Origin of the sequence: Endozoicomonas euniceicola, assembly GCF_025562755.1 — a bacterium.
Lineage (GTDB): Bacteria > Pseudomonadota > Gammaproteobacteria > Pseudomonadales > Endozoicomonadaceae > Endozoicomonas_A > Endozoicomonas_A euniceicola.
Genome location: NZ_CP103300.1, coordinates 5,057,865 through 5,079,736, shown reverse-complemented (window position 1 = coordinate 5,079,736; position 21,872 = coordinate 5,057,865). Strand labels below are relative to the sequence as shown.

13 protein-coding genes are annotated in these 21,872 nt (G+C 49.5%); 9 read left to right on the top strand and 4 right to left on the bottom strand.

Annotated elements, in window-relative coordinates:
• Nucleotides 1-12 precede the first annotated feature (12 nt).
• The 9 genes from NX720_RS20530 to NX720_RS20490 all read left to right on the top strand — a co-directional run bounded on the left by NX720_RS20530 (nt 13) and on the right by NX720_RS20490 (nt 8,368).
• Complete coding sequence (locus tag NX720_RS20530) at nt 13-750, top strand: type III secretion HpaP family protein (protein WP_262597135.1); 738 nt, start codon at nt 13-15, stop codon at nt 748-750.
• Nucleotides 751-752: 2 nt separating this feature from the next.
• Nucleotides 753-1,781, top strand: coding sequence for a type III secretion system cytoplasmic ring protein SctQ (gene sctQ / locus NX720_RS20525; protein WP_262597134.1), 1,029 nt, complete (start codon nt 753-755; stop codon nt 1,779-1,781).
• A gap of 21 nt (nt 1,782-1,802) precedes the next feature.
• Nucleotides 1,803-2,462, top strand: a complete 660-nt coding sequence (sctR, locus tag NX720_RS20520; RefSeq protein WP_262597133.1) for a type III secretion system export apparatus subunit SctR — start codon at nt 1,803-1,805, stop codon at nt 2,460-2,462.
• Between the two features lie 52 nt (nt 2,463-2,514).
• Entirely contained in the window at nt 2,515-2,778 is a 264-nt protein-coding gene (sctS, locus tag NX720_RS20515; RefSeq protein WP_262563745.1) for a type III secretion system export apparatus subunit SctS, read from the top strand.
• Entirely contained in the window at nt 2,765-3,571 is an 807-nt protein-coding gene (gene sctT / locus NX720_RS20510; protein ID WP_262597132.1) for a type III secretion system export apparatus subunit SctT, read from the top strand. Before sctS ends, sctT begins: the two co-directional genes overlap by 14 nt.
• Nucleotides 3,568-4,626 carry a type III secretion system export apparatus subunit SctU gene (gene sctU, locus NX720_RS20505; RefSeq protein WP_262597131.1) on the top strand — a complete coding sequence of 353 codons (1,059 nt, stop codon included), beginning with the start codon at nt 3,568-3,570 and terminating at the stop codon, nt 4,624-4,626. Before sctT ends, sctU begins: the two co-directional genes overlap by 4 nt.
• 193 nt (nt 4,627-4,819) lie before the next feature.
• Complete coding sequence (gene aspA / locus NX720_RS20500) at nt 4,820-6,265, top strand: aspartate ammonia-lyase (RefSeq protein ID WP_262597130.1); 1,446 nt, start codon at nt 4,820-4,822, stop codon at nt 6,263-6,265.
• A 649-nt stretch (nt 6,266-6,914) separates the two neighbouring features.
• On the top strand, nt 6,915-7,568 hold the full coding sequence (locus tag NX720_RS20495; protein ID WP_034876826.1) for a response regulator transcription factor: 654 nt from the start codon (nt 6,915-6,917) through the stop codon (nt 7,566-7,568).
• A gap of 410 nt (nt 7,569-7,978) precedes the next feature.
• The gene (locus NX720_RS20490; RefSeq protein ID WP_262597127.1) at nt 7,979-8,368 is read left to right on the top strand and encodes a response regulator; all 390 of its coding nucleotides are present in this window, start codon (nt 7,979-7,981) and stop codon (nt 8,366-8,368) included.
• Here NX720_RS20490 and sbcB read toward each other — a convergent pair.
• The 4 genes from sbcB to NX720_RS20470 form a co-directional block, all read right to left on the bottom strand.
• Entirely contained in the window at nt 8,357-9,790 is a 1,434-nt protein-coding gene (sbcB, locus tag NX720_RS20485) for an exodeoxyribonuclease I (protein ID WP_262597125.1), read from the bottom strand. The genes NX720_RS20490 and sbcB overlap by 12 nt on opposite strands.
• 12 nt (nt 9,791-9,802) lie before the next feature.
• Complete coding sequence (locus tag NX720_RS20480) at nt 9,803-10,432, bottom strand: YigZ family protein (protein ID WP_262597123.1); 630 nt, start codon at nt 10,430-10,432, stop codon at nt 9,803-9,805.
• A gap of 61 nt (nt 10,433-10,493) precedes the next feature.
• Nucleotides 10,494-10,853 carry a PilZ domain-containing protein gene (locus NX720_RS20475; RefSeq protein WP_262597122.1) on the bottom strand — a complete coding sequence of 120 codons (360 nt, stop codon included), beginning with the start codon at nt 10,851-10,853 and terminating at the stop codon, nt 10,494-10,496.
• A 14-nt stretch (nt 10,854-10,867) separates the two neighbouring features.
• Nucleotides 10,868-21,826: a hypothetical protein gene (locus tag NX720_RS20470; RefSeq protein ID WP_262597119.1), complete on the bottom strand. Its 10,959-nt coding sequence runs from the start codon at nt 21,824-21,826 to the stop codon at nt 10,868-10,870.
• Nucleotides 21,827-21,872: the final 46 nt, after the last annotated feature.

The following is a 21,872-nucleotide window of genomic DNA, read 5'->3' as shown; positions in this document are numbered from 1 at the left end:
GAGCGAACTCACATGGATGGAGTCAATCAAAGCAGCCAGCCTCAAGCCAGCCCTCCCCCGGATTCATCGGGTAATCAGCAACAGGTGACCGAAAGGCAGGCCGACGACTTTGCCAAAAAAATGGGCAAAAAGAAAGAGGGCCCTAAAACAGCAGACAAAGAAGAAATGACCCTTGAAAGCCTGCTGGCTTCCCGCAGTAAAAAAGGCTCCGACGCTGAACGCCTGAGAGGAGACTCCCAACATGGTAAAGGCGGCAAGGGTAAACAGCACGAAGAAGCCGATACCCTTTCTGCGCTGACAGGCAATGAGAAACAGGATCAGCCTTTGCACACAACCCGTGAGGTTCAGGCCCCCACATCGGTCACAGACATAAAGGCCATTGATAAAGTCAGTGGCCCGAAAGAAATTAACGAAGTGATTAATAAGCTCGTGGATAAAATCCACGTTTCTGCCAAGGACGCCATCAATGGTGCCGAAGTCCGCATTACCATGAAAGAAAACATTCTGCCCGGCACTGAAATTCGCATTCAGCGTATGGGTGGGGAGCTGACCGTCACCATGAATACGACGTCGGCAGACACTCATAACTTTCTGGCGGTCAATGAATCTTCTCTGCTGAAAAGCCTCAATGAACGTTTTGGCGACAAGGTACAGGTTAACATCAATCTGTCCGGCGGCGACCAGCCCGGCGACGGGCGCTCCCGGGAGCAGTATGAGGGAGAGCAGGAGCAGGATGATAACGAAGGTTAACCATGTCCACAGAACCTCTGGCTTATCAGACCCTGTCAGTGGCTCAGTTAGAACTGAGTCGTTTACTTTGTCATCACCAGAACGTCTTTACCACCGAGATCAACCAGTCTGAAACAGAGCTGGAGCTGTGCCACCAGCCTGCTGATACACTGCCTTCCTATACCTTCCATCTGGAACTGAATGGTCATCCGTACCGGTTTTATGCCGGTGACAGCCTGCTGGATTCAATCTTGCCCGGTAAGCTGGATCATCACGGTCTCAATAAACTACCCGACGATTTGCGTACCGCTGTGCTGACCAACACCCTGGCACCCATTCTGCAGCCGCTGGCTGAACGCCTGGGTATCTCCTGGTCTTTGCAGGAGGTTAAACCTACGGACCCGGCAAACCCTCCTGCCACACTGGGAATGAACATTCGCCAGAACACCATTAACACTCGTATTGAGCTACTGATTGATGATCTGCTGCTGACCATACTGAAGGCGATTCCGTCTCATCATCCACAGCAATTGCCCGATATACCTTTCTGGGCGACTCTGGAAAAAGGCCATACCCGGTTGCCATTCTCAGAGCTGAAAACGCTGGAAGCTGGCGATATTGTCTTTTTAGACCAGCATGTCAACGACCCTCAGGTCATTGTTCGTATCAGCCAGCGTACCGCATTTCTGGGAGAGATCGCCGATACCGGCGTCAGCATCTTACAAAGGCATCAGACAATGGACGAATATGAGCACGAGCAGGCCAGTGAAGAAGGCCATGAACAGGAAGATCAATCGGAAATGCCTGCTGCCGATGCAGAGGTCAGTGTTGATCTGCACGACCTGCCTGTCACCCTGATGTTTGAAGTCGGTCAGCAGCAGCTCACTCTGGCAGAGCTGCAGGGTATGCACGCAGGCTATGTTTTTGAACTGGATCGCTCAATCCGGCAGCCCGTTAACATGCGCGCTAATGGCAAGCTGATCGGCCAGTGCGAACTGGTACAGATTGAAAATCGCCTTGGAGCACGCATCACACAACTGCTCGATCAGTAAACCAGCTGACAGGACCGACCCATGGAAAGCGGTATACTGAATCTCACCAGCCCTTTTTATTTAATGATCCCGTTGGCGCTTATGGCGCTGATTCCCTTTATGGCGGTCATGGGCACATCGTTCCTGAAGCTGGTTGTGGTTTTTTCCATTCTTCGAAACGCTACAGGTTTACAGCAGATTCCCCCGAACATTGCCATGAATGCCCTGGCGATCATCCTGACACTGTACATTATGGCTCCGGTCGGTTACGAAATGTACGAGCGAATTCAGCCTGAAACCCTGAGCTTTGAAGACCTTTCCTGGATTGAAGCAGTTCAGGATGGTATCACCCCTTACCGGGATTTCCTTAAAGCCAATACCACGGCGGAAGAGCGTAATTTTTTCCTGAAATCTGCCCGGCTTCTATGGCCCAGCCGTTACCAGAAAGAGCTGTCAGCCGATGACCTGATGATACTGCTGCCGTCGTTTTGTATCAGTGAACTGACCAAGGCATTCCAGATCGGGTTTCTGCTGTATCTGCCGTTTATCATCATTGACCTGATCGTATCCAACATTCTGCTGGCCATGGGTATGATGATGGTGTCGCCTATGACCATTTCCCTGCCCTTCAAACTGCTGTTATTTGTTTTGCTGGAAGGCTGGACAAGACTGATTCACAGCCTGGTGCTGAGTTACAGCTAGACCTTTCAGGAGAAGAACACAATGTCTGGAGAAAAAATGTCTGGAGAAAAAAATGGTTGATGGAGAAGTGATACAGCTGACAGCTCAGGCGTTGCTGCTGACCCTGATACTGTCCATGCCTCCCATCATTGCAGCGGCAGGTGTTGGCCTGATTATCAGTCTGGTGCAGGCGCTGACCCAGATTCAGGAACAGACCCTGCCCTTCGCGTTCAAGCTGATTGCCGTTATCATCAGCATTTTTGCCACTGCCCGATGGCTGGGCATTGAAGTGTATAACTATTCTCTGGCCATCATGACCAAGATTGGCACGATCTGAAATGCTTATCCCGATTGATGAACTTAAAGAATGGTTTTATGTGTTCACAATGGGAGCCCCAAGAATTGTTGCGCTCTTTACCCTGATTCCCTTTCTGCACAAACGCATGCTCGGTGGTGCCATGATGCGTAACGGCGTGGCCATGGCGCTGGTACTGTTTATGCACCCGATGCTGGCTGAAGCGGTTCCGGAGAAAACGCCCACCATCTACGCAACGCTGCTGATTGTATTAAAAGAGGTCTTTATTGGTGCGCTTCTGGGCTTTGTCATTACCATTCCTTTCTGGGCCCTGGAATCCGCCGGTTTCTTTATTGATAACCAGCGGGGTGCCTCCATGGCCAGTGCCATGAACCCTCTATCCGGCGCTGAATCATCACCCATGGGCATTCTTTTTTCTCAGGCGTTCACGGCTATTTTCATGGTCAGTGGTCTGTTTTTACTGTTGGTGAAAAGCCTGTTTATCAGCTATTCCACCTGGCCGGTCTTCAGCTACTTCCCCAACCTGAACCCGGAAGGCGCTATCTTTTTCCTGAAACAGTTTGACCTGATCATCAGCCTCTCCATGTGGCTGGCCGCGCCAGTCATTATTGCCATGTTTATTACCGAGTTCGGCATTGCCCTGATCAGCCGCTCTGCACCTCAGCTGAACGTTTTTATTCTGGCTATGCCCATTAAAAGTGGTGTCGCCGCCGCCATTCTGGTGGTCTATGTCGGAACGATTCTCACGCTGGCCCGTAAACACGACGAAGGTATCCCAACGCTGTTTATGATGCTAGGGGAGCTCTGGCGATGAGTGCGGAAAAGACCGAACAGCCCACCCCGAAAAAACTAAGGGACGCGCGCGAGAAAGGTCAGGTCGCCAAAAGCAAGGAAGTGTCGGGGACTTTTGGTTTTCTGCTGGTTATCGCCACCCTGTGGTTTATGAGTGATGACTACATCAACACCATTCAGGAAATGGTGATTCTACCCTCGACGGTTTATAACGAAACCTTTGAGGAAGCCTTTAAAATTGTCACTATGGGCATTCTCACCAAATCCATTGAACTTCTGATTCCCCTGGTTGGCGTTACCCTGTTAGGGGCAATTATTGGCAACGTCATGCAGTTTGGCTTTCTGCTGGCGGGTGAATCCATCAAACCTGACATCAAAAAAATCAGCCCCATCGGTGGCTTTAAAAAAATATTTGCCATGAAAAACCTTATGGAGTTTTTCAAGTCGGTGATTAAGATCATCTTTCTTTCCATTGTTGTCTATTACGTGATCAAGGGCAGTCTGGGCGATATGGTCAACATGCCCTATTGCGGCAGCAGCTGCATTCTTCCCATCACCGGCATACTGCTGAAAAAACTGTTGCTCTACGCCATCGCCGCTTTTATCGTTATCGCGGTACTCGACTTTATGTTTGAAAAACAACAGTTCACCAAACAGAACAAAATGTCGAAGGATGAGGTTAAACGGGAACATAAAGAGAGTGAGGGTAGCCCGGAGATCAAAGGTAAACGTAAAGAGATTCATCAGGAAATTCTTAATGAGGCGGAAAACACCAAAAAATCCGATGTGGTCATCAAGAACCCGACCCACCTGGCCATCGGCCTGCATTACAGTCAGGACAAAACACCACTGCCTGTCGTTACGGTGAAAGGCCGTGGTGGTCGTGCCCGCTTTATTATTAAAATTGCAGAGAAAGAAGGGATACCTATCCTGGAAAACGTCCCTCTGGCACACGCCCTGTTTGACACCGACATTGCCAGCTATATCCCCAGCGAACTGATTGAACCTGTGGCTGAAGTATTCCGCTGGGTGGAAGACCTCAAGGAGCAGGAAAAATATAACCAGCCTGACCAGTAACAGGTTAATTAGCCATCAGACATCACCATCAACGAAGTAATCAGCTGTGAGTTAAGTAGATTTTCTTATTGCTGCAAGTTCTATAGAGGCAGAGACTAACCACATCAAACGCACGGATCAAACGCAGCATAACTTAGCCCAAACTAAGACTGACTGCACGATTCACTATTGCCGACCTTCAACCCTCACGGTGATGACCAAGATGGCACTGGATACTACTGAACTGAACGAGTATCGTACTGAACACGACCTGCTGGGCGATGCCAAAGTACCGAATGCGGCCTACTACGGCATTCAAACTCAGCGCGCCATGGAAAACTTTAATATTTCCGGTGTCGAACTGAGCCACTACAGCAACGTACCAACCGCTCTGGCGATGGTAAAGAAAGCCTGTGCTCTGGCTAACCGTGATGTGGGTATGCTGGATGCAGCCAAGGCTGACGCTATTGCCGACGCCTGTGATGAAATCATCGCAGGCAAACTGCACGACCAGTTCCGTGTAGACATGATTCAGGGTGGCGCAGGTACTTCCACCAACATGAACGCCAACGAAGTCATCGCCAACCGTGCGCTGGAGCTGATGGGCTACCGTCGCGGCCAGTACGAACACCTGCATCCGAACACCCACGTTAACATGGCCCAGTCCACTAACGATGTCTACCCGACCGCCATGCGACTGGCTATGGTGTTAAAGCACAGCGAACTGATCATTGCTGCCCAAAGCCTGAAAAATGCCTGTATACAGAAAGCAGAAGAGTTCAAGGACATCCTGAAGATGGGTCGCACCCAGCTGCAGGACGCTGTTCCAATGACCCTGGGTCAGGAATTCAAGGCTTTTGCCACCACCATTGGTGAAGACATTGACCGTGTCAGGGATATGGCCAAACTGCTGTGCGAAATCAACCTGGGCGGTACCGCGATTGGTACTGGCATCACTGCTGACAGTCGCTACGCACCTCTGGCTGTTAAACACCTGTCTGATATCTCCGGCCAGAACATGATCCTGGCAGGCGACCTGGTGGAAGCGACTTCCGACATGGGCGCTTTCGTGATCTTTTCCGGCGCCCTGAAGCGTATGGCAGTAAAACTGTCCAAGATGAGTAACGATCTGCGCCTGCTCTCTTCCGGCCCTCTGTGTGGCCTGAACGAAATCAACCTGCCGGAGATGCAGCCAGGCTCATCCATCATGCCAGGCAAAGTGAACCCGGTAATCCCGGAGTGCATGAGCCAGATCGCGTTCCACGTCATCGGTAACGACATGGTGGTCACCATGGCCTCTGAAGCGGCTCAACTGCAGCTGAACTATGCGGAGCCAGTTCTGGTTTACAAGATTCTGGAATCCATCCAGCAACTGACCAACGGCATGTTCATGCTGACTGACCGTTGCGTTAAAGGCATCACCGCCAACGCTGACATCTGCCAGGGTTACGTCGACAACTCTGTGGGCCTGGTAACGGCACTGAACCCATACCTGGGCTACGAGAACTCCAGCCGCATTGCCACCACCGCAATGCGTACCGGTCGTCGTGTTGTTGACCTGGTGAAGGAAGAAGGCCTGCTGACTGATGAGCAACTGGCAGAAATTCTGAAGCCGGAAAACATGGTCGCACCACTGGACCTGAGCAGCAAGCTGGCATAAAAGACTAACGTCGCTTATATGGTTTAGGTACATTCGAAAAGCCCGCATTCAGGTTTATGAACGCGGGCTTTTCGGTTTTTAACCAAGCTACAACATGACAAACTAAGTAAGCTTCACACCCCCAGTCGCACATCCACTGATTTAAACCTCACCCCATTCGTCTAATATTGCGTAAACCACATAAGGTAAGATCAAAAACGAAATAACCAAAATTCACGGAACGTAACCACTGCTCATTCTTAATAGTAAGATGCACGATAGTAACGAGTAGAGAAATCACATCGGCTCATACTCCGCAATGTCGAAATCCTCTGCTAAACTGTGATCGAATTCCACAGCCGTTAAGCGTCTATTTGCGTCCGCTTTTCATACAACGACTACACACTACTGTAGCTCGATCAAATAAGCATACGCAAAGTACCTAGTGCCTGAGATGAACAGAAGTATGAAGTGGTTCTGTGTTCGTTATGCCTTACCCAACTGTGAACCCGAATTACTGCCTGCGCCTGATCATGAAAATGAAGACATGGCCTAAGGCAACATCATGGCATGGGAATCGTGGCTTGGAAAGTAAGCTGAAATTTCCAGCCAGACGGCGATAAACTGTCACCCCCTTTTATTACGATAACTTGTACTCAGTGGAGTCATTATGCAGCAACAGGACATGAAGCAGGAACCCACCGTTTTCATCATCGATGATGACGAAGCTGTGCGTGACTCGCTGAAAATGTTGATGAAGTCTGTTGGTCAGGCTGTTGAAGCGTTTTCCTCTCCGGCAGAATTTCTGGAGAGCTACGATGAAAACCGTCCGGGTTGCATTGTACTGGACATTCGCATGCCGGGCATGAGCGGCCTGGAGCTTCAGAACAAACTGAACGAAATGCACTGCATTCTGCCAATCATCTTCATCACCGGCCACGGCGATGTACCGATGGCTGTTCAGGCTATCAAAGACGGTGCCATGAACTTCATCCAGAAACCATTCCGCGATCAGGAACTGCTGGACCTGATCAACGACGCCCTGAAACTGGATACCCAACAGCGTCGCGAACTGCTTGAGCACAAAGAAATCCTGCGTCGTCTGTCTACCCTGACCGACCGTGAACGCGAAGTACTGCATCACGTTGTAGAAGGCAAAGCCAACAAGGTGATTGCTGCCGATATCAACCTGAGCCAGCGTACTGTAGAAATCCACCGTTCGCGGGTAATGGAAAAAATGGGCACTAAATCCCTGGCTCACCTGGTGCGTCAGGTGATGCAGGTTAAAGATCACCTGGAAGGTGAATTTAACTTTAAAATTTAACTTTAAAAGTTAAGTAGTTCTCGAGACTTAAACCGGGGCAGAGTGTAAATTAAAAGCCAAAACACTCTGCCTGAGGTTATCGCTGCGAGCGAAACGGAAGTACTATCGTTTCAATTTCGGCTCGATACCAGACCATCGACGGCTTTCTACCATCAGAACCAGCCAGTAACCCCCCTTTGTAATTCGTCACGAAACCGGAACCAAAGCTTTAAGTACTCCCCGTACAACGTCTAGTAAATCCCTCCATTCAGCAATTCAGACTCTAAATCTAAACTTCTTTCAGTCTTCGTGATAACCCGCCACATCGCCTGGTTATCAAGTCCTGCAACTAAAGGTTATAGTTTTTTAGAAAGAGACTACTTTTAGAACAGCAGGGTCTAACGCCCTATTAAATCATCAAGGCCGCCCATATGAATCTGGCTAAACAAGCAATTGTGTATCTTCTTGAAAAAGATACCAGCATTACCGATACCATCCGCAGTCTGTGTGATGAAAAATCCATGATGCTTGAATGCTTTGATTCCGGACCAGAGCTGCTGCGCGCTGTAGATGGTCAGGTACCTGCCTGTATCGTTGCAGCAGACAACGTGCCTGTTGGCCAGGCATTGACTCTGGCAGAAGCACTGGACACCTGTCACCACGATATCCCGGTCATCATTCTGGGTGAACACAGCGATGTGTCCAGCGCCGTAGCAGCCATTAAAGCCGGTGCCATCGATTACATCGAAAAGCCAGTCATCTACGGCCGTCTGGCAGAGCATTTCAATCAGGCACTGGCTCGCACAGCATTAACGAACTAAACCGGCTTGCAGTTGGTCAGCGTAAGCGGCCAACTGATCAAGTAACTTAAGCGCATCAGCCGAAGCCCCCTGCTTCGCACTGTCCAGATCGCTCCAGAACTGGCTAAACCCAAGTACAGCGGAGTCCTGGCCGGATAATCTCTGGCGTCGAAACTCATGCCACCGGAGAGACTCTTCCTGATCCAGTGTTTCAGGGTAATGACGCCCACGATACCTGAACAGCATTTCATCAAGACGACCGTCTTCAAACGATAAGTGCAAATTCCCAAGTGACTCCGGGGTCGCCTCTGGAATCCGTTCCATCAGGCGCTTATCCGCCCAGGAAAAAAAGCCACCCGAGTACAGCATTTGATCAGGGTCCTGAGTCTCTTTACCGGGCGAACCGGCAAAGACAGCCTGTACCTTTTCAGCAAGTTCCGGGCTGTTCAGTAGCATTTCCCGATGACGAAAGCAGGTGTCAAGATCGATATTGAGCCTTGCCTGATCTTCTGCTCTCAATACCTTCAGAGGCGCCAGTGCCGGACATTTATTAAGACTGACACCTTTCAGCGGAATGCGCTCCCGTGTTTCCCCTTCCTGCCTTGGGGTAAACAGGTTGTCCTGAATCTCTTCCACAGACATTGCCAGCAAGGGCGCTGGATCAACACTCAGATCATACACAAACACCTGGTTCCGGTTCCGGGGGTGCTCAACCAGAGGCAGTACGACGGCCAGACACTGTTTTGCCAACCCAAACATGCCGGAAACGTGAACAACCGGCTGCTTTGTATGGAGGCCCAGCAAAGCTCCGGCCTTGTCTTTGAAGCGATGATCCAGATAAAACTGAAATAACTTAGGCTGTTTTTCCCGAATCAACCGGGCCAGGGCGATAGTGGCACGGACATCAGACAGCGCATCGTGGGCAGCTCCGTGCTCAATGCCATTAGCTCTGGTCAGTTCTTCCAGTTTATAGCTGTTGAAGCCATCTTCCCGCTTGGGCCAATGGATGCCATCAGGCCGTAACGCCCCTGTCATACGCACCAGGTCAATCAAATCCCAGCGGCTATTGCCATTGGCTCTTTCCCGAAGGTAGGGGTCATGGAAATTACGATAGAGACTGTTCCTGATGACTTCATCATCAAAGCGGATGGAGTTATAACCTGCCGCGCAGGTGCCGGGAACCATCAACTCATCAAGAATCCGCTGGATAAACTCCGGTTCAGCCAGGCCTCTGGCATTGACGGCCTGGGGCGTTAAGCCTGTAACCAGCGCCGCCATGGGGTTAGGCAGATGATCATCCGGCAACTTGCAGAAAAGGTTGACCGGCTCACCAATCTCATTGAGTTCAGCATCGGTACGAATAGCCGCAAACTGCGATGGCCAGTCGGTGGCGGGATTGGTGCCCACGGTTTCAAAATCGAACCAGAGAAAACTTTTTAGCATAAATTGTCCGGGTTATTCGTCTGACCAGTGTATTTTGGCCTGTCCTTTACAGACCTCCAGAACCCGCAGGCCAAATGACTGATGTTCAGCCAACGGCAGCGAGATATGCAATTCGACTACTTCAGAGTAGTGATGACCAGTCACTTCACCACTATAACCTTCAAGCAAGTGCCTGACAGACTGTTCAGAAGCGTAATCAATGGCCACTATACCCGTTTTCATCGCCACCCGCTGTTCAACCGGCAAGGCATCAACAGCCGCCTGAACCGAAGCGCCATAGGCTCTGACCAGGCCACCGGCCCCCAGTTTAACGCCGCCAAAATAACGTACGACAACCGCACACAGTTCACCAATGCCTTTATGCTGAAGCACGTTCAGCATCGGCTTCCCGGCAGTGCCACCCGGCTCCCCATCGTCATCAAACCCCACCACCGTATTACCCTCCGGAGGGCCGGCGATAAAAGCGAGGCAGTGATGAGTAGCATCCGGGAAACGTTGTCTCAGACTGGATTGAAACAACAACGCTTCGTTGCGGGAGGTAACACGGGCAAGAAAACAGATAAAACGACTGCGCTTTATTTCAGTTTCCACTTCAATAAAATCGCCAACCGCCAGGGCAGGTACAGCGTAATCCTGAGACATGAAGTAACAGATCCAGAGTTTCGACGTTATGACACCCGAAAGTCCGAAAGGCTCCCGGGCGTCAATCTATTTCCTGAAAAGTAAAAAACGCTTTCAGGGATTCAACCAGATCAATAATATCATCGTCGGCATTGACAATGCTGTAGCCGGAGTCAAAAAACTCCGGCCCTACATCGGGTTTACACCAGTGGCACCGGGCTTCAAAATCGACCGGCTTATGATCACCCGGAAGAATAATGCGCATGCTGTAAACCGCACCGATTAAAACGGGTACAGTGCTGATCAACATCAGTCCGTTACTGCTGATATTGCCAATACTGCCCATCGCTCTCATGGTATTGCGGTTATAAACCCGCAAATATTCATTTAACTGGTGTCGTTTGATGGTTCGGCGTTCCTTGCCTTTAGGTATCAGTGACATCCCTGCTCACTCCTTTACTGCGTTTTAACGGTATACTGTTGCATCATGTTCGCCTGTCGCGTCATGAAATCCACTTCTGCTTCTGACTCTTCCTGGCGACCCCTGTAGAAAGCGTTCATTTCACTCAGAGCCTGCTCTTTCCATTCATCAAGGCATTGCCTGAAAACCGGACTCTCGGGGTTACCACAAAATTGTCTTATGGCTTCATCGTCTCTCTGCTCCTCTTTCAAACTTCTTGCGGTACTGATCAGCTCATTCACTTTTTTTTCCGGGTCGGCGGTACCTCTTAAATCCGGCGTACTGAAAAACCTTGTCCTCGAGCCATGGTTAAGAGCAGAAGACTTTGGTAGTTTGCTTTGCCTTGATGCCGGCCGGCCTTTTGAGGACTTTTCAGGTTGTGCCTGAAAATCACCAAACAGCATGCCGGAAAATTCATAGTTATTATCAAACACCCTGGTTTCACTATGGCTCCCTGCAACGGCTGTTTTTTTCCATGTAATCAGATAAACGCTTTCAACCTGAGGCGCAGGTTTAACCGGTGAGACATCGGTTCCTTTTCGCTTTGTGGGCGAGGATTTTTTCGTTTTTTTGCCAGCGCCTGCCTTCGCAGCTTCTTCCTTGACACCGACCTCTCTTCTTCTCTTCTCTTCCCGCTCCAGGTTGGTGTGGTAGAAATCCAACTTGTGGGTTGAGTTAGTCACAAATTTTGCACAGGTGTTTTTGACCTTCTTCAAAATGGAGTCTTTTAAAGGCTGGTTAATATAGTTTGTAAAAGAGACATTGGTCAGGGCATCCATCATTTGCTCATAACGCCTTCTTATGTCTTCCCTGAGTGCAATGGACATATCATCCAGCTTTTCTGAGGGTTGGTCCTGCTTATCCAGAACGGACTGGAAAGCGGCTATTTCCTGTTGTGCCTGTTCGCGTACTTTTGTCAGCCCTTTGAGGTTGCGGATATAAGAGCCTGATGTTGCAGCAACGGACTTATCCGCTTCCAGTATATGTGACTCAAGCTCTCTGACTCTCTGCACCAGAACCTCTCTGGCCTGAATCGCTTTTTCATATAACTCTTTCCGTACCGCTTTTAAAGGGTCTGTCACCACCTGCTCAAGCCCTTTGGCGACAATTTCCCCGGCACATCGCTCAATCTGCTGTTTAGCAAAATCAGGTTTAACCAACGCTTTTACTTCTAATTTATCCACCAGCTTATCTGCAATACGCCGGGGGCTCTGCTGCATCAAAGCTTCCGTTGTATCCCGGAATGACTGAAGAATCATTGTTCTCTGTCGTTCACTGCCAAGCTGTTTGTTAACGTCTTCACTGAAGGTCAGGTTCTGACAAACGCCATCACAACCCTTCTGAAGCCATTGATGCTCTTTTTCCAGCTGACCGTTTACATGACTACGAACCTGAGCCTGTTCCAGCAACGCCTCATAATGCCGGGTGTCGTCATTCTGTTCACGTTTTGCCATTTCCACGAACGCCAGCTCCACCCAGGCTTTCTTTGCCTTCCATTCCAGTTGTTTCAGCTGGGCAAGGTCTTCAGCAAATTGACCACAAATACCGAATTGTGACCACTCCAGCGTCGTTAACTGGTGTAACTGCTCCTGCATGCGTTTCTCAAGCCGGTCATCTAAAGCCGCTGGTATAAGATCAGGTGTATCTTTATTCGCCTTTCTGATCTGCTTTTCATCGTCAATATTATCCTCAACACCCAGTGGCTGATTAACCAGCTTTCTTTGCAGGCTGCTCAGCTTTTCCTGACGAGTACCGGTATGACCAGCCACTTTCGCCTTTGCCGCTTCCAGCTCTGAGGACAGAGCCAGCAGCTTCTCTTTCTGCGGAGAGTCTGAACAGATGTCAGCCACGGCTTTCATATCCACAACCACAAACAGTTTTTGCAGATTTCTTGGTGTCGAACGCCGCATTAAACGCCCTAACTGCTGAGCGGCTGCATCAGCCCTACCCTCTTTACCCTGCTCAACCAGCCCTAAACAGACGCCCACCGAACCCGCCGTGTCGCCATCCGGACCTTTTTGCGGGGCATCCGTTCCTTCAGATTGCTCCAGCGTAAAGTACACATCAATGCCAGTGCCCCCCTCCTGACGCATCAGGGCTTCCTCTTCAGGCAATACGGTCGCTCCGGATTCCTGACCATAGCGGGGGTCATCTTCCAGGTATTGCTGCATCTCCTTTTGTTTGTTGTAAAACACCATACCTCTGGCTTTTTGCGCCTGCTTCGGAGCGTACTCCTTTCTGGCAGTTTTCAGGTCTTCATAAAGAGCTTTAGCTTTCTCAACGGTCTTATCGCCAGACTCTGTGCCATCAAAAAACAACACTGACCGGCCGGTGCCAACCTTGCTCACAACCTGTCTGAGCAGCTCGGGGCGATTGTCAGTGGCCGGAGCCGTGATGAAAATGGGTTCTGCCTCACTCATCCAGAAATTAAATCGCTGCTGCGTGGTAAAAGGATCAGTATGGGCCAGTTCCTTGATATCTTCCGCCTTGTCAGCTTTTGCTACGACAGCCTGGGCATAATTCGTGCCGGGGGTTGCACACAGCAGGTGCCTGCGGCTACAGCTCATCACATATTCATCGTGGCTGCGGATGATATCGTCCATTGTCAGTTGATAGTGGGGCAAGGCACTGACCGCCTGTTGCGTGGCTTCCAGTACACTCTTCGGGTCTGTGGTTCTGTAGGGCACAACCAGACTGACCCATTCATCAATAAAGGTGGGTGACCTGGCCAGTACCCCAAAAATCGAATGAAGCCGATCCACAACTTTCTGTTCATCGGGTTGGAGACTGTCTTTTGACTCAAGCGCATTTAACAGATGCTTCAAAATCTGGACATCTTTTACCGATACTCCAACCGGTGCCTGCCCCTGCTGCCGAAGTACTGTCTGACGCTGGTTCTCAGGCACTTCCGGGGCAACACCCAGCACAATATTTTCTATTTTTCTAAGGGTCTCTTCTGTCCACCATGCCTGCCCCGGTTTGACAAAATCCTTTTCAAGATCCAGTCTGCGATAGACCTTGCCTTTAGCGGCATAAAAACGGGACAGGTCAATATCCAGCTCTGCCTGATTAGTCACCGGAGCGCAAACCACCACGCTGCAATCGTTCTGCCCCTCTGCCAGTTCCGCAGCATGGGCTGTGAGAATCTTGAGAATGGTCGACTTACCCCATCCTGTTCCCTTATGGGATACCCTCGACATGGTCTTGTCATCAGCATCGTCGTCCATGCAGTCGGTTAACTGCTGTAGTGCAGCATTCACTTCTTCAATCTGGTTCGCCCTTAACACGGTGCGGGCCCGTCGCTCAAAGGACAGTTTTGCCAGCACATCCGTCGTTAAAGGAACACCAGCATAGCTTTCCAGTGAACGATGGATATTCTCCTGCGCTGTGGCGCAATCAGCCAGGTCCAGATTCATCTTCCGGCACCGGTCCGCATAGGCGGCACGATCTCCCCCTTTTTCATCAATCATCATTGGCGCATCCGCTGCCAGCTGTTGCAGATCACGCTTCACGCCTCCCTGCCGGGAAAGAATCTGCTGAGTCTGAGCAAGGTCGTTTTCAGCCAGCATAAGATTGGCAACAAGGTTAATAAACTGATCATCCCTACAGTGAGCGGGTAACCGGCCACGCTCAAAATCAGCCATTACCTGGTTCAGAATCTGTCGCTCTGAATAGCGACTGAATAGCTCCCTGTCTGCACTGGACACCTGCTGAACAATCTGCTGGCGCAAAACTGCCATCTGCTCAGTAAGGCGAGTGCAGTGTTCCCGATTCACGGTCATGACATGGTCGAGTCGTCGTAAAACAAATACCGGAGACCCTTCGGGCGGTTCTCCATCCATAGAAGCAGGAATCAGCTGGGGCCTAAGCTCGCACCCTTCGAACACATAAAGGGGTTTGAACACCTCCTTACGAAACCTTGCCTGCTCGGCTGCCAGCTCCTTTAACACCGGGTCACTGTCGTGCCTCAGACGAGCCTGACTGGTACTGGTAAAAGCGTCACCGGCAATATTGAAGGTCGCATCAACATTGAATGAAGCGTAATGTTCAGGGTTGTACTCTGTAAGCGTTGTGGAACTTTTATGCCGCTCTTCCCGTTTGGTTTTGATGATACTTCTCAGGGGATTAAGCGTCACCGATAAAAACTGGAGATCATCAGAAGCATCAACCGTTTCAACAGGTGCCCTGACAGGATTGCCAGTAAGAGAATGCAGATACAGCTGATGCGCCTGAGCTTCACAATTCACTGGTAACCATTTGCGCTTGCTGCCCAGAATCGCCTGAACCAGAGGCTGTTTTTCAACCACAACCTGCGCTTTATTGTCCGCTTTAAGTGTTGCGAATTCTGATAAAAAGCGTGCCTGTTGCAGCTCTGCAACCGGCTGGTCACTGATAGTCCGTGGTACCAGCTGGCCAGAAGCATCCACTTCATAAAGGAAATATTGCGGGTTACTCCTGGTTTTTTGCAGCAGCAGAATGCCGGTATTGCCCTGGTCATCCCGAACAGGAATCCAGTCCCTTTGTACCGGGGGCTTTCCTGAACGGTTTTCAAAAGGCACTACCAGCCCCGGATGATCCAGCAAAAGCGCAGGGTCAACTGTCCAGACAGCACCCGCCATTGAGACTTTCCATTGATCACGTTTTTCCTCAAAGACCAGGGGGGGAACGCACTTGCTATTCTGCAGCTGCAAATAGCGGGTACCGGTGATGACACTCTGCTTAACACTGGCCTTTCCGGCACCATCAAAAAAGGTATTAAACAGTGCGTTAGTATTTTTCCCAAGGTCAGTAATACGGTAACTGCCATCGACTCTGGACACCGCAGAGCTGTCCAGCAACTGTTGATCCGTACCCTTTTTGAAACTGTCAAGCACCTGTCGATGAGGGTGAACGATCAGCTCATTGCCATTGTTGGGCTGTCCGCGAAACGCCTCAGCCGTACCGATCAGTTTTTGTTCTTCGTCCAGACAGCCTTTCACCTGATTAACCAGTTTTTCTCGTTTAGAACCCTGCTTCTTACTGGAAAAGTCACCTTCATTAGACGTGACCCTGGCAGTCACCAGCCTTGAAGCATTTCTGGACTTCAGGTCAAACTGGCAGGCCTCGTACAACTCGCTGAAGGTCGGCATATCAATCAGGCCATGTTTCCGACGCATATCCCTGAGCCAGGCGGTGGATGCCGCTGTGTAGTTGTACCAGGGTTTCTCAATGCCCGAATGTTCTTTACGGACACTCGCCAGAAATGACAGGACATCCCGGGCAAACTCCGGATTATCCAACAGTGACAAAGCCAGCCGCTTGCCAGATTCGCCTCTTGGATCAATAGCATCAAGAGGATCAAGAGCATCGAGAGGAGCCTGAGGGTAAGTAGGGGCAAAATCATTCGTATCGCCTCCACGATCACCTTCAGCAGCGCTCTCAATAGCGGCCATTGCACCGGCAATCTGCTTTTCCATGTAATGACGGGAATTGGGAGAAATAGCGTCTGCCAACTCCAGAGGCAGCCGCCCTGGCAACATCCTTTGCAAAGCCTCCTTGTAAGCTAACAGGCTTTTCAGCGTGGGATCACTCTGCCCTTCCAGTTCTCGCACGCTCTCCTGAAACTGAAGCTTCAGGGTTGCACAGGCCGACGTTGCCAGAAATGCTGCCGTGTAGCCGTCCAGTTCCTCTTGAATGGGTGAGCCGGAAGGGTTTTGTTGCAGGTAGCGCAGTTTAACCAGAACCCTGGTTACCAGGTCATGAGGATTGCTGGAACTCGTCTGAACCAGACTATCAAAAGGCTTGGTACCTTCATCAAAACTATGCTCTCTGATAAGCGTCCGGGCACTTTCAAAAGCTTTCTGCTCGGCTTCAAAGAGTGCCGTACTGGCATCAATCCTATCCAGGTATTTTTGTATTGCTTTACGGGAGCCAGACCCTTGTTCGTCCGTTTTATATTTGTCTCTGACTCTCTTAACGCTGTCACCGCAAGTCTTAAGTGCCTGAATAATCTGCTTGCGTTTTTCGGACTGACTGGGAGGCTCACCGGACTTATAGTGATAAACCCTGCTGTTCTTTTCTATGTTTTCTTTTTCTTCCTCAAGTGCGGCACCCGCCTTGAATAACGCTGTCTTTATCTGATCTTCATCCCCTTGCGGTACTACATACTCAGAGTTGTTGACCTGAAAGCTCTGAAGCTCCTGAACCAGTTGTTTAACCCCAAGCGGTTCAACAATGCCCTCCCTGGAACCAGGGCCATAAGAATAACCAGAGTCTGTGCTGCTGACATCATCATCGGAGTCACTTTCCTGAGCTTTTTCCTGACTCCTTTCCTTAACTCCTTCCTTAACAAGTGCGCTACTTCGACGTCCAAATCGTAAAAAAGCCTGTTGTTCACGAATGGCTTCATCTCGCTTCTGGAAGGCCTGGTCCCTGTCCTGGTATGCCGTTTCAGCCAGTCCCTTTTCAACTGCAATCTGTTTTTCCAGTTCAACAATTTGCGCCTCTGTATCGCCAAGCTGTTCTCTGGTCTTACGCTCCTCCGCCTCCAACCGCTGATGGCTGTCTTGCAACGATTTAACATGGGCTTCGGTGTTCTTCAGTTTATTCAGAGTATCTGAAAGTTCTGTCTGCTCCTGCCCCAGCTGCTCATGCTTCAGATCCAGTTCTTGCCGCAAGTTCTCAGCCTTCTCTCTGACAACCTGCAAATCACTCTCAACCATCGATTTTTCTTCTTTTACCAGGGCCAGAGCCTGCTGTCCTGCAATCAAGTCATTTTCTTTTGACAACACCTGAGCTTCAGCGGTTTCTGCTCTTTGCTGAGCAGCACGTAACTCTTTATCCAGCCGGGATTGAAGCAAGGCAGCTTTATTGGCAGAACCTTTCATGTCTTCTTTCAGCTGTTTAACCTCTCTGGTTTTCTGTTCAAGCTCATTCGTTCTGGTGGTCAGCTCTGTGGCTACCCGGGCATGTGTCTTTTTAAGTGTTTCGTAATCTTTTGAGCTTTTTTCTTGCAGATTATCCAACTCCCTCCTGAGGCGTTTTTCTTCATTCCTCAATCGTTCGTTCTCTGGCGTTAGTTTATCCAGGTCGTCGACGGTCTGTTTATGAACTTGTTTTAATGCCTCGTAATCATTTTTAGAAGCTTCAAACTGCCCGGATAAATACTCTATTCTTTCTTTAGCGATTGCTGATTGAAGCCTTAGCTCACTAAGTTGACTATTAAGAGAAGTGCGTTCACTATCCCAGCGATGCCTCTCAACACCAAAGCCTTCCACTTTTTCAATCAGCTTTGTATTGCTCTCGTTTAGCTGGCTCTTAACATCCTGATACTCAACTTGCAGCGCTGTCAGTTCTTCAGCTTTTTCCGTCAAATCAGAAATTTGAGATTCTAAATCCAACTTTTCTCTGGTTAATTCACTTTGAGCCTGTTTAAGCTTTGTAACTTCTTTAACCTGCTCTTCTTTTTCATTTTTGAACCCTTCAGCCTGATCTTTCAACTGTGTATTGATAACTTGCTGCTGCTTCAGCTCATCATTGACTCTCTGTAAATCGGATTCAGCGGCTTTAATCAGGTTGTCTGCTTTTGCTTTTTCTATTGTCAGTTCATTCAGTGCGGCATCAAGGTCATTAACGCTTTGCTCTCGCTGTTCCAGCTGATCTTTAACTTCCCTGATGGCATGCTGATGTTTCTGCTCCAGCTCATTTCCCTGCAACCTGAGCTGCTCCAGTTCCAACTCTGCCTGTTGTTTTTGTTGCAGAGTATTTCTTACAGCATCAACCTGCTGGTCACGATCCGCAGTAAGGGTTTGAACCTCTTCCTGAAGCTGGGCCACCTTACCGGAAAGGACTTTTACACCTTCATCTCCATCACTAAGCGTTGCTATCTCTAATTCGCGCTCTCCAAGCTGAACTTCCAGCTTCTGGATCTGCTCTGTTTTATTATCAAGTTCGGTGAGGTATTCGTCTCTTTTGTTTTCAACCTCAGACTTCTTCTGCTCCAGTTCAGCCCTGACTGTCTGCAGGCGCTCCAGATCATCAGACAGTGTTTGTTCCCGGCTGATGGCCTGCTGGTTTCTGGCTTGTTCTTCTTCAAGCCTGGCCTGAAAATCATCCGCACGACTCTGTGCTTCTTGTTGAGCCTTTTGAGTGTTGGATAATAATACCTGTGATGCTTCAAACTGACGTTCAAGCTCGCTGATGGTTTGTTGAGAGGACGTTATCTGATCCTGCAATGCCCTTGCGTTTTCTTCTAATGCCTCACCGAGCACTTTGTCATGCTGTTTCTGCTTTGTTTCAGAATCATCAATTAACTGTTGATAGTCTGACTTCAGCTTCTGCAACTCGCTTTCTCTTTCAGAGGCCAGTGTTTCAGCATTAGCCCGCGCTTCCTGACTTGAGACCAGTGCAGACTGGCTTTCCGATTCCGCAGCAACAAGAAGATGGTGCTGTTTTTCCAGCGCCTGATGTTTTGTCTGCCATTCCGTTAACTGCTCTTTTAATAACGCCTCCCCCGCCTGAAGATCGGATAATTGTTTTTGTAACAATTTATTTTCAGTATCAGAAAGATTATTTTGTTGTCCTGCTTCTGAGGCCAGCGATTGCCATGATGTAATTTGATCACGATAGGTGTTGAGCTGGCTCTCATGTTCAGCCACTGCTTCATCGAACTGCCGCTTCCAGTCAGCGATTTCGTCATCTTTCCCTGAAAGCTGTTCCTCGAGTGTAGTGATTTGGGCATTGGCTTCATCAATGAGTCGTTTGCTTTCTTTTTGTGCTGCTTCAATCCGCTTAAGAGCCTGTTGTTGAGAACTGGCCATTGCCTGTTTGGCCGCTTTTAACCGGATAACTTCCTGCTGCTCTTGATTCAGTTTTTCCTGATTTTGTTCCAGCTCTGATTTTAAATTCTGGGCTTCTATAATGGCCTGCCTGGCTCTCTCTTCTTTCTCAGCAAGAGCCTCGTTAGCCTGACCGGCCTGTGCTTTGAGTGTTGCCTCAACCTCCTTATAGGTGCTTAGCTGCTTGTGCAGTTCATCATTCAGCTGTTTTGAATTTTCCAGTTCTTCGGCCAGTTGACGCTGTTCATCCTGAGTCAGCTTCGAGGTATTTTCTGCCTCCAGATGCAGGAGATTCAGTTGCTGTTCTTTCTCTGCAACACTCAGTTCCAGTTCTTCAATTTTGCTTTCCAGTGACGCTTTATCCTTCTCCACGCTTTGCAGTGTTCTATTGAGTTCCTCAAGCTGAGTATTCAATGAAGCCTCCAGAGCTTTACTGGCTTCTGCCGCTTCTGCCAACGAGCTTATTTGCTCATTTTTCGTTTCCAGCTCTGCATGGATTTGGAATAAATCATTCATTACATCCTCAACGGCCTGATCTCTCTCTTTCTTCAGAGTTTCAAGAGCCTGCCCTGCTTCCCATAGCTCGTCTTTTGTCTTTTTATGTTTAATCTCAAAGGCTTCAGCAGCGGCTGATAACTCTGCCTCCGACTTACTTTTAGCCTGCTCCAGCTGTTGCTCCGCCTCAGCCAGCTGACCCTTAAGGTGTGACTCCGCCAGCGTTAACTGTTCCAGCTGGGATTTCAACTCAGCATTACTACTGGCAGATTCCTCCAGCAAATCATGGACTTCCTGCAGGCGGTCTGCTGCCTCAACCTCTGCCTGACGGGAACGCTGTTGTTCCTGATCCAGCTCAGAACTCTTTTGCAGAAACAGGTCTTTTTGACTGGCAAACTCCCTTTCCAGTATCTCTATGGTTTCCTCAAGCTTAGCTTTGGCGGCCAGTGTCTCAGCTAAAGCAGTTCTGATGTCAGTTTCAGTCTGTTGTAATTGTTCAATCAACGTCTGTTGGCGCTGTTGCTGTTCCAGCAAGCTGGCATTCTCATTCGTCAATTGGTGATTGTTGGCTGTCAGCTGCTCCCATTGACCCTTTAAAGTCTCAAGTTCAGCCTCCCGTTCATTCAGCAACTGTGTTTTAGCTTCCAGCTCCTGGCTTAAAAGCTGTATGGCTTGCTCGTTGCCCTCAGCGTGACTCCGCTCTTCTTCAAGATGATTGTAGAGCTGCTCCACCTCAGTCTTTAGCTGTTCAACAGCCTGCTGGCTTTCCTCCAGCTGTTCCTGTAGCTCATCTTCACGGGAAGGAATAAGAGGGGGAGGCATTGAGGGTTGGGAAGCGATAGAAGTCTCAGTCTCAGAAGGTTTCTCCGATAGCTCCCCTTCAGAGATATAACCCGGATCGGACTCGATTTCAGGGCTTCCCGGTATAACAAACGGCTTTTCGCAAGGTATATAACCTTCCGGTATATGACTTCTCCGGCAATAAAATTCAGTAGCGGCTTCAAGATCTTCCCTGAGTTCTTGCAGTTCCGCACTGCGAAGAATCGCTCGATAGAAGGCATCAACAGTCTTCCCCTCTCTCTCCAGCCGTGCATTTTTCGCAGCCTCATGCTGCTCGATGGTTTCCCACATCACCTTAGCCATTGCAACCGTCAGCTGAACACTTCCCAGAGGGATTGTTTCTCTTGTCAGAGATTGCACATCCATCTTATCCAGAGGCGGGGGCAGGGGAAATTGGAGCCTTTTATGCAAACGCTTTACCACTGTCTCCATTTTCTCAAGCCTTCTGGCACCGGCACTCTGTACCTCATATTCTGTAACCCCCAGAACCGCGCCTTCTGTTTTGGGAAAAAGTGAAAAAGGTGCCGCCAGCTTCAAGGCAGGATTGCCGTACTCTTCACTGGGTGGGGTCAAAGCTGGAGAAAAAACAGGAGTAACACCGTCCAAAGACTCAACTGATCGCTTACCCATCACTGGGAAAGGCTGCTCCATTCGAGGAAAGCGGGCATAAGCTGGCTTAGGAAGGTAGTGGGTAGGTTCAACCCGCATGACTTTGGGACGCTCATCTTTTCCCAAGTCTAAATGAACCGGGAGGCTAACGCCTGTACTGTGCTCAGAGCCATCCATTCTGGGGGGTAAATTCATATTCCGTTACAACTCGCCCTGTTAACCTCGGTAAGCAAAAAATTGG